Raw genomic sequence first — 17867 nt, forward strand, 5'->3', positions numbered from 1 at the left:
CGAATCAGGCCGGGGGACAGGATGGAAAGACTCTGGAAGGCGCTGTTGAATTCATTCCGGGCGTTCCGGCGCCTGTCCACCTCGGAAAAGGCGGTGCAGCAGGAACTCGGCCTGCTGATCGTCGCCCTGCCGGTCGCCTGGTTCATCGCCGACAACTGGGACACCTATTTCCTGCTCGTCCTCTCCGTGGTCTTCCTGATCGTGGTGGAAGTGCTGAACACGGCGGTGGAGGCGACCTGCAACGCGATCACCCGCGAGTTCGACAAGGACATCCAGCTTGCCAAGGATTCCGGCTCGCTGGCAGTGCTGCTGACGATCATCATCGTCGTCAGCATCTGGATCGTCACCATCTACGACGTGTTCGTGACCAAAGCGGCTTGAAACCGCGGCCGGCCGCTGCATCTTTGCATGGCGGGGCCTGACGAACCGGGAGAGCGCCATGCGCGGTGACGAAAAAGCGACCAAGCCTGCCATTACCCAGGCGATGATCGATGCCTATGACGACTACACACACCTGACGCTGGACCGGCGCGGCTTCATGAAGACGCTGACGCGGCTGGCCGGCTCGGGGGCGGCTGCCGCCTCGATCGCGTCCCTGCTGGCCGCGAACCGCGCCCAGGCGGCGATGGTAGCGCCCGACGACGGTCGAATCTCCGGCGCCGATGTTCCCTGGCTTGCCGGCGACATCGAGATGCGCGGCTATCTCGTCACTCCCGCCGATGCGCAGGGACCGCTGGCCGGCGTCATCGTGATCCACGAGAACCGGGGGCTCAACGAGCACATCCGCGACGTCGCGCGGCGGCTGGCGCTGGAAGGCTTCGCGGCTTTCGCACCGGATTTCCTGTCGGCCGATGGCGGCACGCCGGAGGACGAGGACAAGGCGCGGAGCATGATCGGCGCGCTGGACGGGGCGCAGACCACCGCGCGCGCCGTCGCCGCGGCCGGATGGCTGTCCGCCCACGATGCGACGAGCGGCGCCGTCGGAGCGGTCGGCTTCTGCTGGGGCGGCGGGCTGGCCAACCAGATGGCCGTTGCCGCGCCGGAGGAGCTCAAGGCCGTGGTGGCCTATTACGGACGCCAGCCGGACCCGGCCGACGTTTCTTGGATCAGCGCCCCGCTCATGCTTCACTATGCCGGGCTCGACGAACGGATCAACGCCGGAATCGACGCCTATCGTGCGGCGCTGGAGGCCGAGGGCAAGGATTTCACCATCCACGTCTACGACGGCGTGAACCACGCCTTCAACAACGACACGTCGGCGGCGCGTTACGACGCCACGGCCGCACGGCTGGCCTGGGAGCGGACCGTGACCTTTTTCAAGGACAAGCTTGCGGGATGATGACGGACGAGACGCTGGAGACCCGTCCGGGCCTGCCCGAGGACCTGTCATCCCTGATCCGTCGCTATCCGCGCGACGTCTGGCAGGAACACCGCAACCTCGGCGGGATGGCGCAGTTCTGGCTGGAGCGGCACGCGATGTTCCGGGACCTCGGATCCAAGCTGCAGAAGGCGGTCGGCGACTGGCGGGAAAGCCGGATCGAATCAGCCGCTTTCGTGCAGTTCTTCGTGCCGCGCCTGAATTTTTTCCTTGGCCAGCTCGAAGGCCATCACCAGATCGAGGACCATCACTACTTCCCGGTCTTCCGCCGCGCCGAGCCGGGACTGGCGCGCGGGTTCGACATTCTCGACCGCGACCACCACGTCATCCACGCGGCGCTGGAGAGCAACGCGGCAGCGGCCAACGCGCTGTTGCAGGCGATGCAGGCGGGCGGGGACGCGATGCTGCGGGCCGGCGATGTCTACGCCGGCGAAACGGATCGCCTGGTCGCCATGCTGATGCGCCATCTCGACGACGAAGAAGACCTGATCGTGCCGGTGATCCTGGACCAGGGCGAGCGCTCGCTCGGGCTTGGCTGAGCCGGTGCGGCGGCGAGGGCACAAGCCGGATTGCCTATCGGGTTGTGTCGGGCTAAGCCTTTCGCCATGACCGACGCTCCTGACACACTCCGCATCGCTGTCGCCCAGCTCAACCCGACCGTTGGCGACATTTCCGGCAACCTCGCCCTGGCGCGCGAGGCGCGGGCGGATGCGCGGCGCCACGGCGCCGACCTGGTGCTGTTCCCGGAACTCTTCATCGCCGGCTACCCGCCGGAAGACCTGGTGCTGAAACCGGCCTTCGTGGAGGCCTGCGAGCGGGCCATGCGCGAGTTCGCGGCCGATACCGGGGACGGCGGGCCGGGCGTGGTGATCGGCCTGCCGCTGCGGCGCGAGACGGGCCTGCACAACTCCGTCGTCCTGCTCGACGGCGGCGAGGTGAAGGCCGAGCGGCACAAGGTGGACCTGCCCAATTACGGCGAGTTCGACGAGAAGCGCGTCTTCCAGCCGGGCCCGATGCCGGGGCCGGTCAACTTCCGCGGCGTGCGCATCGGCCTGCCGGTGTGCGAGGACATCTGGGGCGAGCTCGGCGTCTGCGAGACGCTGGCGGAAAGCGGGGCGGAAATCCTGCTCGTGCCCAACGGTTCGCCCTATTACCGGGGCAAGGTGGACGTGCGCCAGCAGGTGGTGATCCGCCAGGTCATCGAGAGCGGGCTGCCCATCCTCTATGCCAATTTCTGCGGCGGGCAGGACGAACTGGTGTTCGACGGCGCGAGCTTCGGCATCCAGGCCGACAGGTCGCTGGCCTTCCAGATGAGCCAGTTCGAGGCGCAGGTCATGGTGACGACCTGGAAGCGCGAGGAGACGGGCTGGCACTGCGACCGCGGGCCGATGTCGCGCATTCCCGACCGCGACGAGGCGGACTACCGCGCCTGCATGCTGGGCCTGCGCGACTACGTGAACAAGAACGGCTTCAAGAACGTGGTTCTGGGGCTTTCCGGTGGCATCGATTCGGCGATCTGCGCGGCCCTGGCCGTGGATGCGCTGGGCGAGGAGCGGGTGCGCTGCGTGATGCTGCCCTACCGGTACACATCGGAGGAATCCTTCTCCGACGCGGAGGCCTGCGCGCGCGCGCTCGGCTGCCACTACGACATCGTGCCCATCGAGGCGCCGGTGCAGGGCTTCCTGGCCTCGCTGGCGGAGATGTTCGAGGGAACCGGCGAGGGCATCACGGAAGAAAACCTGCAGAGCCGGGCGCGCGGGACCATCCTGATGGCGATCTCCAACAAGTTCGGCTCGATGGTCGTGACGACCGGCAACAAGAGCGAAATGAGCGTCGGCTATGCGACGCTCTACGGCGACATGAACGGCGGGTTCAACCCGATCAAGGACCTCTACAAGATGCAGGTCTACGCGCTGTCGCGCTGGCGCAACAGCCACGTGCCACCGACCGCGCTGGGGCCGACCGGCATGGTGATCCCGCAGAACATCATCGACAAGGCGCCGTCGGCCGAACTGAGACCCGACCAGAAGGACGAGGATTCGCTGCCGCCCTATCCGGTGCTCGACGATATCCTGGAATGCCTGGTGGAGCACGAGATGGCGGTGGACGACATCGTGGCGCGCGGACACGACCGGGCGCTTGTCCACCGGATCGAGCACCTGCTCTACATCGCCGAATACAAGCGGCGGCAATCGGCGCCCGGCGTGAAGATCACGCGCAAGAACTTCGGCCGTGACCGGCGCTACCCGATCACCAACCGCTTCCGCGATCGGAGCTGAGCCGGCGGCTTTTTGAGCATCCCCGCAATTCCGGACGCGAAACCGGTGCCCACTTTCGCTGGTATTGGCTTTTCCTTTGCCGCAATTCCGGACCCGAAACCGGTGCCCACTTTCGCCGGTATTGCTCTAACTTTCCTTCAACCAGATGCGCGCGGCGGCATGCATGATGGTGAGCACGGCAAGCGTGCCGGCGAAGAGCAGCCAGTGCCGGCGCCCGGGCGACGGGACCAGCCCGGCCCAGGTGGTGCCGCTCGCCCTGAAGGCCAGCGAGAGGACGTGCGGCGCAGCCACGAGCGCGATCGAATAGAGGGTGAGCACCCATTGCCGGGTGCGCGCATCGTCGATGTGCCGGACGTCTTCGATCCTGCCGGTCGCCAGCATGCGGATATCGGCCATGACCATGCGCATGTCCGACATGCTCTCCATGAACCCGGAAACCATGGAGACGAGGCCGACGCCAAGCGCCGCCAGGACCAGCCCCAAAGACCAGGGAACCCAGCTCGCGGCCTTTTCGCCGTCAAGCGGAATGCGCGAGGCAAGAAGGGCCACAAGGACAACGTAGACCACGAGGAACATGAGCAGATCCCGCAACGACGACTGCCGTCCATATTCGCTGCATTTTCGAATTAGGCAATTGGCCCCCCCTGGTCGTCGCGGCCGTCGCGCGTACCATCCCGGTGGCCTTTTTCCGAAGCGACTGAAATCCCAAGGCTTTGTTTACCAGTTCGCTGAACGTGTAATTCACGTCTCACTGTATAAGCTTATACGTGAATGTTAATTGGTTAGCGGCGGACGGTCAGGGATCATGGCAGAGCAGAAAGCCTATCGCGGCATCTACATGGCCGCGTTCGCCATCGTCTTCGGTTTCGTCGCGGCCACGATTTTCGTCGTCGACCTCGCCTCGCGGGAAGCCGACCGGTTTTCGCTTGAATCGCAGGTGCGGATGGTGCGGCTCGAGTTCGAGCGGGCCCGCGACCTGGCTTTGCGGGAGCAGGCGGAAATTTCCAACTGGGACAAGGCGGTCGATGCGCTGGTGAAGAAGCCGACGCCCGACGCCGCGTTCGTCCGTGACGAGATGGCCGGCTGGATCGGCGAGGATTTCGGGTTTTCGCGCATTGCCGTCGTCACGCCGCGCGGTGACCTCGACACGCTGATCCGTGACAACCAGGTGCTTCCGGATGCGCGCGGGTCCCTCATGGTGGACGAGAACCTCGATCTCCTGCACGAAGCGCTGACGCTTTTCACCATGCGGCGGGTGCGCGCCGGCAAGGGCTGGTACGTTCCCGACGAACCCGGGAAAACGTCGCCGGCCATCCATGCCAGTGCATGGCGGATGATCGACGGCATTCCGGGCCTCGTGACCGCGCAGGTGATCACGCCGGAGCAGGCGGATCTCGCCATTCGCGACGGGCAGGTCCGGGTTCTCATGGCTTTCAAACCGCTTACCGCCCCGGTTCTTGCCGCCGTCAGCCGTCGTCTGGACGTTGCCGATGCGCAGGTGCTGCCGCTCGGGGCAGGGGCCATGGCATGGCCCAACACGGCGCTCGCCGACGATGTCCGCCCGGATTCGCTGGCCTTTGCCTGGCGGCCCCATGCGCCGCGGCCCGCCATCATCGCGAACACCGCGCCCGCCGCCGTGGTGCTGCTGGTGTTCATCGCCGTGACCACCGGCTTCCTGGTGCGCCGGCATGCCGCCACCGTCCGGGCGCTGGCCGACAGCGAGAGCCGCAACCGCTTCCTGGCCGAACACGATCCGCTGACGGGGCTGGCCAACCGCGCCTGTCTCGATGCCCGCGTCGCGGCACTGATCGGCGAGGACAAGACCTTCGCCATTGCCTGCATCGACCTGGACCGGTTCAAGGCGATCAACGACACCCGCGGCCACGAAGCCGGGGACGCGGTGCTTTGCGAAGTGGCGCGGCGTTTCGCCGACTGTGTCGAGCCCAACGGCTACGTGGCGCGCATCGGCGGCGACGAATTCATCGCGGTCATCACCGCGGGCACGAGCCCGGAGGAACTGGCCTGGATGGGCGACATGCTGGTCGACCGGGCCTGCGACCCGATCGCCTATGGCGGCGAGACGCTGCGGATCGGCGCCAGTGTCGGCGTCGCGGTCTTCCCGGACCATGGCCGCTCGCGCCGCGACCTTGTGGCGACGGCGGACGCGGCCCTCTACCGGGCCAAGGATTCGGGCCGCGGACGGGTGATGCTGGCCAGCCTGCTGGCCGCCTGAAGATATTTCCCGGAGGCTTCTTTTCGCGCTATCGCGACGGACTGACGCAGGCTATAGCGGGGCCATGGACCTCCTTCTGTTTCTCCGCCGCAATGGCCGCTGGATTGGCGGCTGCTTCCTGCTCACCTTCTTTTCCTCCTTCGGCCAGACCTTCTTCATCTCGCTCTCGGCGGGCGAGATCCGGCGGGAATATGGCTTGAGCAACGGCGGGTTCGGTACGCTCTACATGGGCGCGACGCTGGCCAGCGCCCTGACGCTGCCCTGGCTCGGGCGCCTGGTGGACCGGTTCGGACCGGCGCAGGTGGCGCTGATCATCATGCCGGCGCTGGCGGCCGCCGCTCTTGGCATGGCCTTCTCCACCCATATCGCGCTGCTGTTCGTGACGATCTACATGCTGCGCCTGTTCGGGCAGGGCATGATGACCCAGAACGCGCTGACCGCGGCCGGACGCTGGTATGCCGCCAACCGGGGGCGGGCGGTGTCGCTGGTCAGCCTCGGCCATAATGCCGGCGAGGCGATCTTCCCCTACCTGTTCGTGGCGGTGGCCGGGATCATCGGATGGCGCATGAGCTGGGTGGCCGCGGCGGTTTTCCTGGTTCTCGTCGGGCTGCCAGCGATTTATGCGCTGGTGCGCGTGGAGCGCCAGCCGCAATCGTCCGACCCCGTCGTCCGGCGGCCGCCGGTGCGCGACTGGACGCGCACGGAAGTGCTGCGCGACCCGTTCTTCTGGCTGCTGCTGACCGGGGTCCTGGCGCCGCCGTTCATCGGCACGACGGTGTTCTTCCACCAGGTCTACCTCGTGGAACTGCGCGGCTGGGCGCTGACCGAATTCGCGGCGTCCTTCGCGGTGATGTCGGGCATGGTGATCGTCTTCTCGCTGATCTGCGGCGCGCTGATCGACCGCTTCTCGGCGGTCTCGGTGCTGCCGACCTTCCTGCTGCCGCTGGCCGGCGCCTGTTTCGTCCTCGGGGCCTTCGACGGCATCTGGAGCGCCTTTGCCTTCATGGCGCTGCTCGGCATCTCCTACGGCTTCTCCGCCACGCTGTTCGGGGCGCTGTGGCCGGAAATCTACGGGCTGAAACACCTCGGCGCGGTGCGGTCCGTCATCGTCGCCTTCATGGTGTTTTCCACGGCCATGGGGCCGGGCGTGACCGGCTTCCTGATCGACCAGGGCGTGTCCTACCCGGCGCAGATCATGGTCATGGGCGCCTATTGCCTGCTTGCCGCCGCCGTGCTGACGGTGATTTCACGGCGGCTCAAGGCGCGCATCGAGGCTGGCCCTTGATCTCGGCGGGTCGCGGGGTTAGGCCCTTCGCCGACCCGATTTTCTCGTCCAGGTGCATCTGACATGACCGTTACCGTGCGTTTCGCCCCGTCGCCGACCGGCTTCATCCACATCGGCAATGCACGCACCGCGCTCTTCAACTGGCTGTTCGCGCAGCAGCGGAACGGCCGGTTCATCCTGCGGTTCGACGATACCGATACCGCGCGGTCGGAGCAGCGGTTCGCCGACCAGATCGAGGCGGACCTCGCCTGGCTCGGCATCCGGCCCGACGCGGTCGAGCGGCAATCGGAACGCTCGGTGGCCCATGACGCGGCCGCGGAGACGCTGAAGGCGGCCGGCCTTCTCTATCCCTGCTACGAGACGGCGGAGGAACTGGAGCGCCGCCGCAAGATCCGGCTGTCGCGCCGCCTGCCGCCCGTCTATGGCCGCGAGGCGCTGAAGCTGACGGCCGACGAGACGGCGGCGTTCGAGGCCGAGGGCCGCAAGCCGCACTGGCGGTTCCTGCTGCCCAACCACGACGGCGACCCGTTCCGTACCCGGCGCAGCGAGGTGCACTGGGACGACGTGATCCGCGGTCCGCAGACCGTCGACCTGGCATCCATGTCCGACCCGGTTCTCGTGCGCGAGGACGGCAGCTATCTCTACACGCTGCCGTCGGTGGCCGACGACATCGCCATGGGCGTGACCCATGTGATCCGCGGCGACGACCACGTCACCAATACCGGTGCGCAGATCGCGCTGTTCGAGGCGCTCGGCGGCCAAGCGCCGGCCTTCGGCCATCACAACCTGCTGACCACGGCCAGCGGCGAGGGCCTGTCCAAGCGCAGCGGCGCGCTCTCGGTGCACCAGCTGGCGCAGGCCGGCTACGAGCCGATGTCCGTGGCGTCGCTTGCCGTGCTGATCGGCACGTCGGAGGCCGTGCGGGCGGTGCCGGACATGGACACCCTGGCGCGCGATTTCGTTGCCGCCAGCGCCTCGAAATCGGCGGCGAAGTTCGATCCATCCGAGCTCGATACGCTCAACGCGGCGCTGGTGCACGAGATGGACTTTGCCGCCGTGCGCGACCGCCTTGCCGCCATCGGCGTCGGCGGCGAGAAGGCGGAGGCGTTCTGGCTGGCCGTGCGCGGCAACATCACCCGCGTGCCGGAGGCGGGCGCCTGGTGGGCCATCGTGACGGAAGGGCCGGACACGGCCGAGACCGTGGAGGCGGATGACCTCGATTTCGTCCGCGCGGCCTTCGACCTGCTGCCTCCCGATCCCTGGGACGGCACGACCTGGAAGACCTGGACCGAGGCGGTCAAGCAGGCCAGCGGGCGCAAGGGCCGCGGCCTTTTCATGCCGCTCCGGATCGCGATTACCGGACGGCGTTCCGGCCCGGAGCTTTCAGATCTAATGCCTCTTCTGGGTCGGGCAGAAACGCTGGCCCGACGACCCTGATCTTGCGTTCGCCGTCGCCGGCGGCGCTGGCCGGCGTCTTGTCGAGAAACGTCTTCAGCCTGGCAAGCGACAGGCCGCCGGCGACATTGGCCGCGGTTTCGGGGTCGGCGGCCGGATCGGGCCGGGCAGCGGGAAGCGGGATCACCGGTTCTGCCGGCGGCGCTACGTCATCCTTCGGCGTGTCCCCGCCGATCACCGCGTAATTCCGGGGCGCGGCATTGCAGGTGCAGCCCTGCGGCGTGCTGAACTTCGGATCGCGGTAGGCAAAGGCGGTCGGAAGCGCGGTATAGGGTTCGCCGGTCAGCGAGACCATGTCTTCCGATTCCTCGCCGAGGGTGCGATGGGCAAACAGGCGGACCTCCGTGCCAGGGCACATCGACTGGCAGGCTTCCTCGTCGCGGCCGAAGAATTCGGGCGTCGTGGAAAAGGACATCGGGAAATAGTAGCCGTCGCAGGTGCGCACACACAGGGTGCGGTAGGTGCCGTTGGCAAAGCCGTAACCGGCGCCGGGATTGATGACGATGACGTTGCGGTTCCCGGAGGGTTCGGCGCCGTCCTCGCGGTCCAGCAGGCGGCGGCGCAGATCCATGTCCTGGCGCGCGGTGTCGATCGGGTCGGGCAGGCGGCGCACGACCTGTTTCTTCGGCGCCTCGCGGCAGCGGTTGGCCCTGATGCCGGCCATGATGCGGCGGCGTTCCGCGCTGGTGTCGAAGCCGCCGGCAGAGGCCTGGTCGAGCCGGTCTTGGAGTTCGTCGAGGTTGTCGCGCATGTCGAGGATGGCTTCGCGGATGCGGTCGCACTGGCGGCTGTCCTCGCGCCAGGCGGAAAACACCGACCCGGAACAGCCGATCTGGCGCGCGCGCTGCTTGGCGATCTGCAATTGCCGCCGCTGTTCGACGAGGGCGTTGCGATAGCGCCGGATCAGCGCGGGATTTCGCGACGGGCCGTCAGGCAGGCCGGCGAGGCGGGCTTCCAGCCGGCGGCACAGTGCCCCGGTGTCCGCGGCCGCCGGGGCGACCGGCGCCAGCACGGCCCAGGCGCCCAGCAGGGCCAGCGCGGAAAATCCGGATCTGGAAATACGCTCGGGCACGCGCCAATCTCCTGGAGCATCTCGGCCAATCGTTGCCCGGCCATCCTGACCGGGCAAGGTTAACCGCTGCTTTCAGACTTGCCGCGAAATGGGGCCAAAACTGGTCCTGGGACCTATTCCGCCGCCTCCGCGGCAAGCCGGGCCGGGTGCGATGCCTCGACGACCGACAGCGCGGTCATGTTGACGACGCCGCGCGAGGTGACCGACGGCGTGAGGATATGGGCCGGCTTGGCCGTTCCCAGCAGGATCGGCCCCACGTGCAGGGCATCCATCATCGTCTTGACCGTGGTCAGGGTGATGTTGGCGGAATCGAGGTGCGGGAAGACCAGCAGGTTGGCTTCGCCGGTCAGTGTCGAGTGCGGGTAGACGCGCCTGCGCAAGACTTCCGACAGGGCACTGTCGCCATGCATCTCGCCGTCTGCTTCGAGGTCGGGCGCAATCCGGCGCAGGATCTCGGCTGCCTTGCGCATCTTCTGGGCGGTGGAGGTGTCGCGGGATCCGAAATCGGAGTGCGACAGCAGGGCGGCCTTGGGCTCGATGCCGAAGCGGCGGATTTCCTCGGCAGCCAGCAGCGTCATTTCCGCCACTTCGTCGCATGTCGGGTCGACGGTGACATAGGTGTCGGTGAAGAAGGTGACGCCGCGCTGAGAAATCAGCATGGAGAGGGCGGAATAGTCGGCGACGCCCTCGCGCAGGCCGATGATGGAGCGGACCTGGCGCAGGTGCCGCTCGAAGCGGCCTTCCAGCCCGCAGATCATGGCGTCCGCCTCGTCGCGGGCCAGCGCCAGGCAGGCGATCACCGTGTTGTTGGTGCGTACCAGGGTCCTGGCCGCTTCCACCGTGACGCCCTGGCGGCCGGTGCGGGCGATCAGTTCGTTGACGTAGTCGCGATAGCGCGGATCGTCCTCCGGGTTGACCAGTTCGAAGTCCGTGCCCGGGCGGATCTTGAGGCCGAACCGGGCGAGCCGGGTCTCGATGACCTGCGGACGGCCGATCAGGATGGGCGTGGCGATGCCTTCCTCCAGCACCACCTGGGCGGCGCGCAGGACGCGCTCGTCCTCGCCCTCGGCGAAGATGACCCGCTTGGCGGAAGCCTTCTTGGCCGCCGAGAACACCGGCTTCATCACCAGTCCGGACCGGAAGACAAAGCGGTTCAGCTTGTCGACATAGGCGTCCATGTCCTCGATCGGCCGGGCCGCGACACCGGTTTCCGCGGCGGCCTTGGCCACGGCCGGGGCGATCCGCAGGATCAGGCGCGGATCGAACGGCGAGGGGATGAGGAAATCCGGTCCGAAGGTCGGCGTGTCGCCGGTATAGGCGCGGGCGGCGACGTCGGAGACTTCCTCGCGGGCCAGCGCGGCGATGGCGCGCACGGCGGCGAGCTTCATTTCCTCGTTGATGGCGCGGGCGCCGCAGTCCAGCGCGCCGCGGAACATGTAGGGAAAGCACAGGACATTGTTGACCTGGTTGGGGAAGTCTGACCGGCCGGTGCAGATCATGGCATCGGGACGGGCTTCGCGGGCCTTGTCCGGCATGATTTCGGGCACCGGGTTGGCCAGCGCGAGGATGAGCGGGCGCTCGGCCATGTCCTCCAGGAAGTGGGGCTTCAGCACGCCGGCGGCGGAGAGGCCGAGGAAGACATCGGCGCCGTCGATCACCTGGGCCAGGGTGCGCATGGGAGTGTCCTTGCAGTAAGGCTCCTTCCAGCGGTCCATTTCCTCGACACGGCCCTTGTAGGCCACGCCATGGCGGTCGGTGATCCAGATGTTGTCGATGTCGGCGCCCAGGGCGACGAGCAGGTTGAGGCAGGCGAGCGCCGCCGCGCCGGCACCGGAGGTGACGATCTTGACGTCGCGCAGGTGCTTGCCGGCCAGTTCGAGTCCGTTCAGGACCGCGGCCGCGACGATGATGGCCGTGCCATGCTGGTCGTCGTGGAAGACCGGGATGCCCATGCGGGCCTTCAACTGCTCCTCGACCTCGAAGCATTCCGGCGCCTTGATATCCTCCAGGTTGATGCCGCCGAAGGTCGGTTCGAGGGCCTGGACGGTGCTGACCATGCGCTCGACATCCGGGGCGTCGATCTCGACGTCGAAGACGTCGATGCCGGCGAATTTCTTGAACAGGACGGCCTTGCCCTCCATGACCGGCTTGGATGCCAGCGGGCCGATGTTGCCGAGGCCGAGGACGGCGGAGCCATTGGAGACGACGCCGACGAGATTGGAGCGGGCGGTGTAGAGCGCGGCCTTGTTCGGATCGTCCTTGATGGCGAGGCAGGGGGCGGCCACGCCGGGCGAATAGGCCAGCGCCAGGTCGCGCTGGTTGCCCAGCGGCTTGGTTGCCTGGATCTCCAGCTTGCCGGGAACCGGATACTGGTGAAAGAAAAGGGCGTTTTCGTCGAGATCGCCCTTGGTGTCGCTGCTTTCCATGTCTCTCTCCCCCTGGGGCATGTCCGCGACCGGCCGGATCACGCCAATGCTCCCTCTGTGTGTTCCTGCGCAATTCCAGGCCCCGAACCGGCCCCGCTTCCGCTCGAATTGCTCTCGTCCAGCCGGCGGCCGCCGCTTCCAGTTGCCCCGGCCCCTTCCGCGCCAATCCTACACCAGGCGGCGCGGAAGATTGCCAAGGAATTCAGGAAATTGTTTCTACGGCTTTCAAGACCGGTCCGGCGTGCTGCATGTCCCGTGGCCTGTCAGAAGGCGCTCGTGTAGAGGCCGCCGTCGACCAGGATGTTCTGCCCGGTGATGTAGCCGGCATGGGCGGAACACATGAAGGCGCAGGTCTGGCCGAACTCGTCGGAATTGCCGAACCGGCGTGCCGGGATTTCGGCGGCCTGTGCGGCGGCGATGTCGTCGGTGCTGCGCCCGGTGCGTTCGGACACCATGCGGAACCCGCCGCGCAGGCGGTCGGTGTCCATCTTGCCGGGAAGCAGGTTGTTGATGGTCACGCCCTTGCCGGCGATGCCGCGGGACACGCCGGCGAGGAAGGACGTCAGGCCGGCGCGGGCACCGGACGACAGGTCCAGCCCCTCGATCGGCATGTAGACGGATAGCGAGGTGATGTTGATGATTCGCCCGAAGCCGCGCTCGGCCATGCCGTCGATCACGGCCTGGATGAGTTCCAGCGGTGTCACCATGTTCTGGATGACGCCGTCGATCATGGCGGCGCGGTCGAGGTCGCGGAAGTCCTTGCGCGGCGGGCCGCCGTTGTTGTTGACCAGGATGTCGGGCGCGGGGCAGACGGCGAGCAGCGCCTTCTGGCCTTCCGGCGTCGACACGTCGGCGGCAACGGCATGAACGGTCGCGCCGGTCGCCTGGCGGATTTCCTCGGCCGTCGCGTTCAGGACGGTCTCGTCGCGGCCGTTGATGGTGACCTCGCAGCCGGCCGCCGCCAGCGCCATCGCGCAGCCCTTGCCGAGCCCGCGGCTGGACGCGCAGACGATGGCCTTGCGGCCGGAAATTCCAAGATCCATGTCGTTGTCTCCTCGTTCTTTCCGGCGCCGCAGCGCCGTCATGTGTTCGTCAAGGCCCGGCTCATCCCCAGAGGCCGGACTCGGGCGGGGAAATGATCGACCCGGAATAGCGCAACGGATGGTGGCGGTCACGGGCCAGGAGCAGCGGGCCGTCGAGGTCCACGAACTCGGCCTCCTGGGCGAGCAGCACGGCCGGCGCCATGGCCAGCGAGGTGCCGACCATGCAACCGACCATGACGGCGAAACCCAGTTCATGCGCGGCGTCGCGCAATTGCAGCGCCGCGGTCAGGCCGCCGCTCTTGTCGAGCTTGATGTTGACCGCGTCGTAGAGGCCGGCCAGGTCCTTCAGGTCATCGACCGTGTGGACGCTCTCGTCGGCGCAGATCGGGACGGGATGGGGGATCTCGCGCAGGATGGCGTCCTGGCCTGCGGGAAGGGGCTGCTCGATGAGGACCGCGCGGTAATGGGCGGCGGCCAGCATGTTCTGGCGGATGTTGTCCTCGGTCCAGCCCTCGTTGGCATCGAGAATGAAATGGGCGTTGGGCGCCGCGGCCGCCACGGCATGGAGGCGCTTGATATCGTCCTCGCCGCCGACCTTGATCTTGAGCACGCGGCGGTGGGCGGCCGCGCGGGCGCGATCGGCCATCTCCTCCGGGTGACCGAGCGATATCGTGTAGGCGGTCTCGACCGGGCGGGGCGGGAGGCGGCAGGCCTGGCGGTGGGCCGGCGTTCCCGCTGCCTTGGCCTCCAGGTCCCAGAGCGCGCAATCGACCGCGTTGCGGGCGGCGCCGGGGCGCATGGCGCCGAGCAGTTGCATCCGGTCCAGTCCGTCGGCGATGACCTGCTCCACCGCCATGATCTCGTCGATGACGCTCTCCAGCGATTCGCCGTAACGGCCATAGGGCACGCATTCGGCCCAGCCGCTGGCCGCGCCTTCGGTAATCCGCAGGGTGACCACCTCGGCGGTCGACTTGGATCCGCGGGAGATGGTGAAGCTTCCGGCGATCGGAAAGCTCTCCTGTGTGACGGAAAGGGTACGCGCCATGGTTTTCTTCCTCTCCTCCGGCGCGGCCGGTTGCGCACGAAGTGACATCGGCGGCAGCCGGCCTTAAAAAGAGTCCTATGTTGAACGAGGCCGCCGGGCAAGCAGCGATGGAACCAGGTGCCGCCGGGGCCTTGCGACCGGTGCTCGAGCGCGTGCGCGCGGACGGGCGGTTGACGGTTCGTCTCGGCGGCGACTGGACCACGCGGACCGTCGCTTCCATCGATTCGGAGATGCGGACGCTGGAGAGCGAGGCGACCGGCCCGGTGCTGCTGGACCTTGCCGCCATCCGCGTGATGGATACCGCCGGTGCCTGGCTGGTGGAGCGGCTGGTCACCGCGCTGGACCGGCGCGGCCTTGCCGTCGAGGTGGGCGGGGCGACGGCCGGCATGACGACCCTCCTGACGGCGGTAAGCGATGCCGCCCGGCTGGAGCATCCGGCCCGCAGCAAGGGCGCCTTCGGCCTGACAGCGTTTTTCGCCACGATCGGCATGCTGGTCTACCGCTTCTCCGAGCAGTTCATGATGGCCATGCACATTCTCGGGGCCACGGTGCGCGGCGCGCAGCTGAAATTCGGCCGCGGTCACGCGATTTCCGTCACCGCGATCGTCCACCAGATGGACCGGGTGGGGATCGGGGCCATCCCCATCGTCATGCTGATGTCGGGCATCGTCGGGGCCATCATCGCCCAGCAGGGCGCGTTCCAGATGCGCTATTTCGGCACCGAGATCTTCGTCGTGAACCTGGTCTCGATCCTCGTCCTGCGCGAGATCGGGGTGCTGCTGACCGCGATCATGGTGGCCGGCCGTTCCGGCAGCGCGATCACCGCCGAGCTCGGGTCGATGAAGATGCGCGAGGAAGTCGACGCGCTCACCGTCATCGGGCTCAACCCGGTCGGCGTGCTGGTGTTCCCGCGCCTGGTGGCGCTGGTGATCACCATGCCGATCCTGACCGTGGCGGCCAATGCCGCAGCGCTTGGCGGCGCGATCCTGACGGCGTGGTTCTATTCCGGCATCGAGCCGGAGACCTTCATCCAGCGCATGCACACCGGCATCGACCTTTCGACCATCTTCTCGGGCCTGATCAAGGCGCCGTTCATGGGCCTGATCATCGGCGTGATCGCCGCCATGGAGGGCATGCGGGTGGAAGGCAGCGCGGAATCGCTCGGCCGCCACGTCACCGCGTCGGTGGTCAAGGCGATCTTCTGCGTCATCGTGGTCGACGGGCTGTTCGCCATGTTCTACGCGGCAATCGACTACTGAGGCCGGTGATGGGTGGAGCGAACGGCACAGACGAGGTGATCCTGACCGCCCGCGGAGTGACCGTGGGATTCGGCAACAAGCTGGTGCTGGAAAACCTCGACATGGACGTGCGGCGCGGGGAAATCCTCGGCTTCGTCGGCGCGTCGGGCGCCGGCAAGTCGGTGCTGCTGCGCACCATCCTGGGGCTCAACCGCAAGCGGGCAGGGCAGATCACGCTTTTCGGCCACGACCTGGACCACCTCAGCGAAGCGGACCGTTTCGACATCGACACCAACATGGGCGTTCTGTTCCAGCATGGTGCCCTGTTCTCCGCGCTCACGGTGAAGGAAAACATCCAGGTGCCGATGCGCGAATACCTCGACCTGCCAAGGGCGCTGATGGACGAACTGGCGCACCTGAAGATCGAACTCGTCGGCCTGGCGCCGGATGCGGCCGACAAGAAGCCGTCGGAACTGTCCGGCGGCATGATCAAGCGCGCGGCCCTTGCGCGGGCACTGGCGCTGGACCCGGCCATCGTCTTCCTCGACGAGCCGACCTCGGGCCTCGACCCGATCGGCGCGGCTGAATTCGATGAACTCGTCGCCAACCTTCGCGACACGATGGGCCTGACGGTCTATATGGTGACCCATGATCTCGACAGCCTTTTCTCCGTCTGCGACCGCGTCGCGGTGCTCGGAGACCGCAAGGTGCTGGTCGAAGGGACGGTTGAAAGCATGCTGGAAGTGGACCACCCTTGGGTGAAGGCCTATTTCCGTGGCAAGCGGGCGCGGCAGATCGTGCGGCAGCCGGCAGGACAGGACAGCTGAGGCGATGGAAACGAAAGCCAATTACGTCACCGTGGGCATCATCACGCTGGCCCTGATCGCGGCGGCCTTCGGCTTCGTCTACTGGACGGCGCGGCCGAACCAGTATGCCGACGCGCTGCCGCTGGAGATCGTGATCCCGGGCTCGGCGGCCGGCCTCGACCGCGGCTCCATCGTGATGTTCAACGGCGTGCGCGTGGGCCAGGTGGAGCAGGTCTACATCGATCCCAAGAAGCCGGGGGTCGCCATCGCGCGCGCCAAGGTGGACCGGCAGACGCCGCTGACCCGTTCGACGACGGCCAATATCGTCATCGCCGGCTTGTCGTTCGCGGCCAACGTCGACCTGAAGGGCGGCAATGCCGACGAGCCGAACCTGCTGCTGGAGGCGGAAAAGGCGGGCACGGTGGCAAAGATCAGCGCCAATGCGTCCTCGGTCAACAATCTCACCAACACGGCGCAGGAACTGATGACGCGGGCCGACCGCGTGCTGACCAAACTGGAAGGCGTGGTCGACGACGTGCGCGAGCCGGTGACCAACACGGCCAAGAACGCGGAAACGTTTTCCAAGGCGCTGGCCGACAATGCGGAAGGCATCGACAAGTTTCTCGACAGCGTCGGCTCGCTGTCGGAAACGCTCAAGAGCGTGTCCGGCCGGCTCGACACGACGCTGGCGGCGGCCGAGGACGTGCTGAAGGCGGTCGATGCCGAGAAGGTTTCCAAGATCGTCGACAATGCCGACGGCTTCATGCAGCGGCTCAACGAATCCACCGGCGACCTGAATACGATCATGGCGGACATCTCCAAGGCGTCCGCGTCGCTGGCCGACGTCGGCGGAAAGGCGTCCTCGACCTTCGACAAGGTCGACAAGATCATGGAAGGCGTGAAGCCGGAGGACGTTTCGGTCATGGTGTCGAACTTCCGCAAGGCGAGCGACGATATCTCGGCGATTTCCGAGCGCTTCGCGGCCAAGGGCGAGGATATCGACAAGATCATCGACAACGTTTCGAAGGGGTCGGCCTCGCTTGCCGACCTCGGCTCCAAGGCGTCCGGCACTTTCGAAAAGGTCGACAAGATCATGGAGGGCGTGAAGCCGGACGACGTCTCGGTCATGGTGTCGAACTTCCGCAAGGCGAGCGAGGACATCTCCTCGATTTCGAACCGCGTTGCCGGCAAGGGCGAGGACATCGACAAGATCATCGCCGACACGCGCCAGACGATGGACCGGCTGAACGCCGCCTCGGCCCGGGTGGACGGGCTGCTGGAGAAAGTCGACACCATGCTCAATTCCGGCGACGGGGAAGGGCTGGTCGCCGAAGCGCGCGCCACGTTCAAGTCGTTCCGCCAGGTCGCCGATACGCTCAACGAGCGGCTTGGCCCGATCACCGCCGGCCTGTCGCGGTTCTCGACGACCGGCCTGCGCGACGTGGAAGCCTTCGTGCGCGACGGACGGCGTGCCATCAACCGGATCGAATCGGCGATTTCGGACCTGGAGCGCAATCCGCAAAGGATCATCACCGGTGGAGCAGGGGAGGTTCGGACCATCGATGGTCGCAGGCGGCGTTGACTCCGGCGGTTCCGCAGCGCAAGAA

The 17867-nt window shown here is 67.0% G+C and carries 15 protein-coding genes; 10 read left to right on the forward strand and 5 right to left on the reverse strand.

Annotated elements, in window-relative coordinates; translation table 11 throughout:
- Window positions 1-21 precede the first annotated feature (21 nt).
- The 4 genes from CSC94_RS12925 (at window position 22) to CSC94_RS12940 (ending at window position 3657) form a co-directional block, all read left to right on the forward strand.
- On the forward strand, window positions 22-381 hold the full coding sequence (locus CSC94_RS12925; RefSeq protein ID WP_099306767.1) for a diacylglycerol kinase: 360 nt from the start codon (window positions 22-24) through the stop codon (window positions 379-381).
- Window positions 382-439: 58 nt separating this feature from the next.
- Window positions 440-1339 (forward strand): dienelactone hydrolase family protein, encoded by a 900-nt coding sequence (locus CSC94_RS12930; RefSeq protein WP_099306768.1) that lies wholly within the window; start codon window positions 440-442, stop codon window positions 1337-1339.
- Window positions 1336-1917, forward strand: a complete 582-nt coding sequence (locus CSC94_RS12935) for a hemerythrin domain-containing protein (RefSeq protein WP_342585959.1) — start codon at window positions 1336-1338, stop codon at window positions 1915-1917. Before CSC94_RS12930 ends, CSC94_RS12935 begins: the two co-directional genes overlap by 4 nt.
- A 66-nt stretch (window positions 1918-1983) precedes the next feature.
- Window positions 1984-3657 (forward strand): NAD+ synthase, encoded by a 1674-nt coding sequence (locus CSC94_RS12940; RefSeq protein ID WP_099306769.1) that lies wholly within the window; start codon window positions 1984-1986, stop codon window positions 3655-3657.
- A gap of 126 nt (window positions 3658-3783) precedes the next feature.
- Here CSC94_RS12940 and CSC94_RS12945 read toward each other — a convergent pair whose 3' ends face one another.
- Window positions 3784-4233: a hypothetical protein gene (locus CSC94_RS12945; protein WP_165784423.1), complete on the reverse strand. Its 450-nt coding sequence runs from the start codon at window positions 4231-4233 to the stop codon at window positions 3784-3786.
- Window positions 4234-4462: 229 nt separating this feature from the next.
- Here CSC94_RS12945 and CSC94_RS12950 point away from each other — a divergent pair, with 229 nt between their 5' ends.
- From CSC94_RS12950 to gltX, 3 genes are all read left to right on the forward strand, one after another.
- Window positions 4463-5890, forward strand: coding sequence for a GGDEF domain-containing protein (locus CSC94_RS12950; protein ID WP_099306771.1), 1428 nt, complete (start codon window positions 4463-4465; stop codon window positions 5888-5890).
- Window positions 5891-5954: 64 nt separating this feature from the next.
- Window positions 5955-7175 (forward strand): MFS transporter, encoded by a 1221-nt coding sequence (locus tag CSC94_RS12955; protein WP_099306772.1) that lies wholly within the window; start codon window positions 5955-5957, stop codon window positions 7173-7175.
- Window positions 7176-7238: 63 nt separating this feature from the next.
- Entirely contained in the window at window positions 7239-8612 is a 1374-nt protein-coding gene (gene gltX / locus CSC94_RS12960) for a glutamate--tRNA ligase (RefSeq protein WP_099306773.1), read from the forward strand.
- Here the strand turns inward: gltX and CSC94_RS12965 are convergent.
- The 4 genes from CSC94_RS12965 to dgcA all read right to left on the reverse strand — a co-directional run bounded on the left by CSC94_RS12965 (window position 8530) and on the right by dgcA (window position 14216).
- Window positions 8530-9702, reverse strand: coding sequence for a DUF2865 domain-containing protein (locus CSC94_RS12965; RefSeq protein ID WP_099306774.1), 1173 nt, complete (start codon window positions 9700-9702; stop codon window positions 8530-8532). The genes gltX and CSC94_RS12965 overlap by 83 nt on opposite strands.
- A 113-nt stretch (window positions 9703-9815) precedes the next feature.
- Entirely contained in the window at window positions 9816-12128 is a 2313-nt protein-coding gene (locus CSC94_RS12970; protein ID WP_099306775.1) for an NADP-dependent malic enzyme, read from the reverse strand.
- A gap of 263 nt (window positions 12129-12391) precedes the next feature.
- On the reverse strand, window positions 12392-13171 hold the full coding sequence (locus CSC94_RS12975) for an SDR family oxidoreductase (RefSeq protein ID WP_099306776.1): 780 nt from the start codon (window positions 13169-13171) through the stop codon (window positions 12392-12394).
- A gap of 61 nt (window positions 13172-13232) precedes the next feature.
- A complete protein-coding gene (gene dgcA, locus CSC94_RS12980; protein ID WP_099306777.1) occupies window positions 13233-14216 on the reverse strand; it encodes an N-acetyl-D-Glu racemase DgcA in 984 nt (327 codons plus the stop codon).
- Window positions 14217-14293: 77 nt separating this feature from the next.
- Here dgcA and CSC94_RS12985 point away from each other — a divergent pair, with 77 nt between their 5' ends.
- From CSC94_RS12985 to CSC94_RS12995, 3 genes are read left to right on the forward strand one after another with little or no spacing between them, the layout of a single operon-like run.
- Entirely contained in the window at window positions 14294-15475 is a 1182-nt protein-coding gene (locus CSC94_RS12985) for an ABC transporter permease (protein ID WP_099306778.1), read from the forward strand.
- An 8-nt stretch (window positions 15476-15483) separates the two neighbouring features.
- Complete coding sequence (locus CSC94_RS12990) at window positions 15484-16281, forward strand: ABC transporter ATP-binding protein (RefSeq protein WP_099306779.1); 798 nt, start codon at window positions 15484-15486, stop codon at window positions 16279-16281.
- Window positions 16282-16285: 4 nt separating this feature from the next.
- Window positions 16286-17842 (forward strand): MlaD family protein, encoded by a 1557-nt coding sequence (locus CSC94_RS12995; RefSeq protein ID WP_099306780.1) that lies wholly within the window; start codon window positions 16286-16288, stop codon window positions 17840-17842.
- The last annotated feature ends 25 nt before the right edge of the window (window positions 17843-17867 follow it).

This window comes from Zhengella mangrovi (genome assembly GCF_002727065.1).
Lineage (GTDB): Bacteria > Pseudomonadota > Alphaproteobacteria > Rhizobiales > Rhizobiaceae > Zhengella > Zhengella mangrovi.

What these genes read in the sequence shown, in the direction of transcription:
- CSC94_RS12975 (WP_099306776.1), bottom strand. Translation starts at nt 13,171, where the DNA reads ATGGATCTTGGAATTTCCGGCCGCAAGGCCATCGTCTGCGCGTCCAGC.
- CSC94_RS12955 (WP_099306772.1), top strand. Translation starts at nt 5,955, where the DNA reads ATGGACCTCCTTCTGTTTCTCCGCCGCAATGGCCGCTGGATTGGCGGC.
- CSC94_RS12985 (WP_099306778.1), top strand. Translation starts at nt 14,294, where the DNA reads ATGTTGAACGAGGCCGCCGGGCAAGCAGCGATGGAACCAGGTGCCGCC.
- CSC94_RS12935 (WP_342585959.1), top strand. Translation starts at nt 1,336, where the DNA reads ATGATGACGGACGAGACGCTGGAGACCCGTCCGGGCCTGCCCGAGGAC.
- CSC94_RS12950 (WP_099306771.1), top strand. Translation starts at nt 4,463, where the DNA reads ATGGCAGAGCAGAAAGCCTATCGCGGCATCTACATGGCCGCGTTCGCC.
- CSC94_RS12925 (WP_099306767.1), top strand. Translation starts at nt 22, where the DNA reads ATGGAAAGACTCTGGAAGGCGCTGTTGAATTCATTCCGGGCGTTCCGG.
- CSC94_RS12940 (WP_099306769.1), top strand. Translation starts at nt 1,984, where the DNA reads ATGACCGACGCTCCTGACACACTCCGCATCGCTGTCGCCCAGCTCAAC.
- gltX (WP_099306773.1), top strand. Translation starts at nt 7,239, where the DNA reads ATGACCGTTACCGTGCGTTTCGCCCCGTCGCCGACCGGCTTCATCCAC.
- CSC94_RS12990 (WP_099306779.1), top strand. Translation starts at nt 15,484, where the DNA reads ATGGGTGGAGCGAACGGCACAGACGAGGTGATCCTGACCGCCCGCGGA.
- dgcA (WP_099306777.1), bottom strand. Translation starts at nt 14,216, where the DNA reads ATGGCGCGTACCCTTTCCGTCACACAGGAGAGCTTTCCGATCGCCGGA.
- CSC94_RS12970 (WP_099306775.1), bottom strand. Translation starts at nt 12,128, where the DNA reads ATGGAAAGCAGCGACACCAAGGGCGATCTCGACGAAAACGCCCTTTTC.
- CSC94_RS12945 (WP_165784423.1), bottom strand. Translation starts at nt 4,233, where the DNA reads ATGTTCCTCGTGGTCTACGTTGTCCTTGTGGCCCTTCTTGCCTCGCGC.
- CSC94_RS12995 (WP_099306780.1), top strand. Translation starts at nt 16,286, where the DNA reads ATGGAAACGAAAGCCAATTACGTCACCGTGGGCATCATCACGCTGGCC.
- CSC94_RS12930 (WP_099306768.1), top strand. Translation starts at nt 440, where the DNA reads ATGCGCGGTGACGAAAAAGCGACCAAGCCTGCCATTACCCAGGCGATG.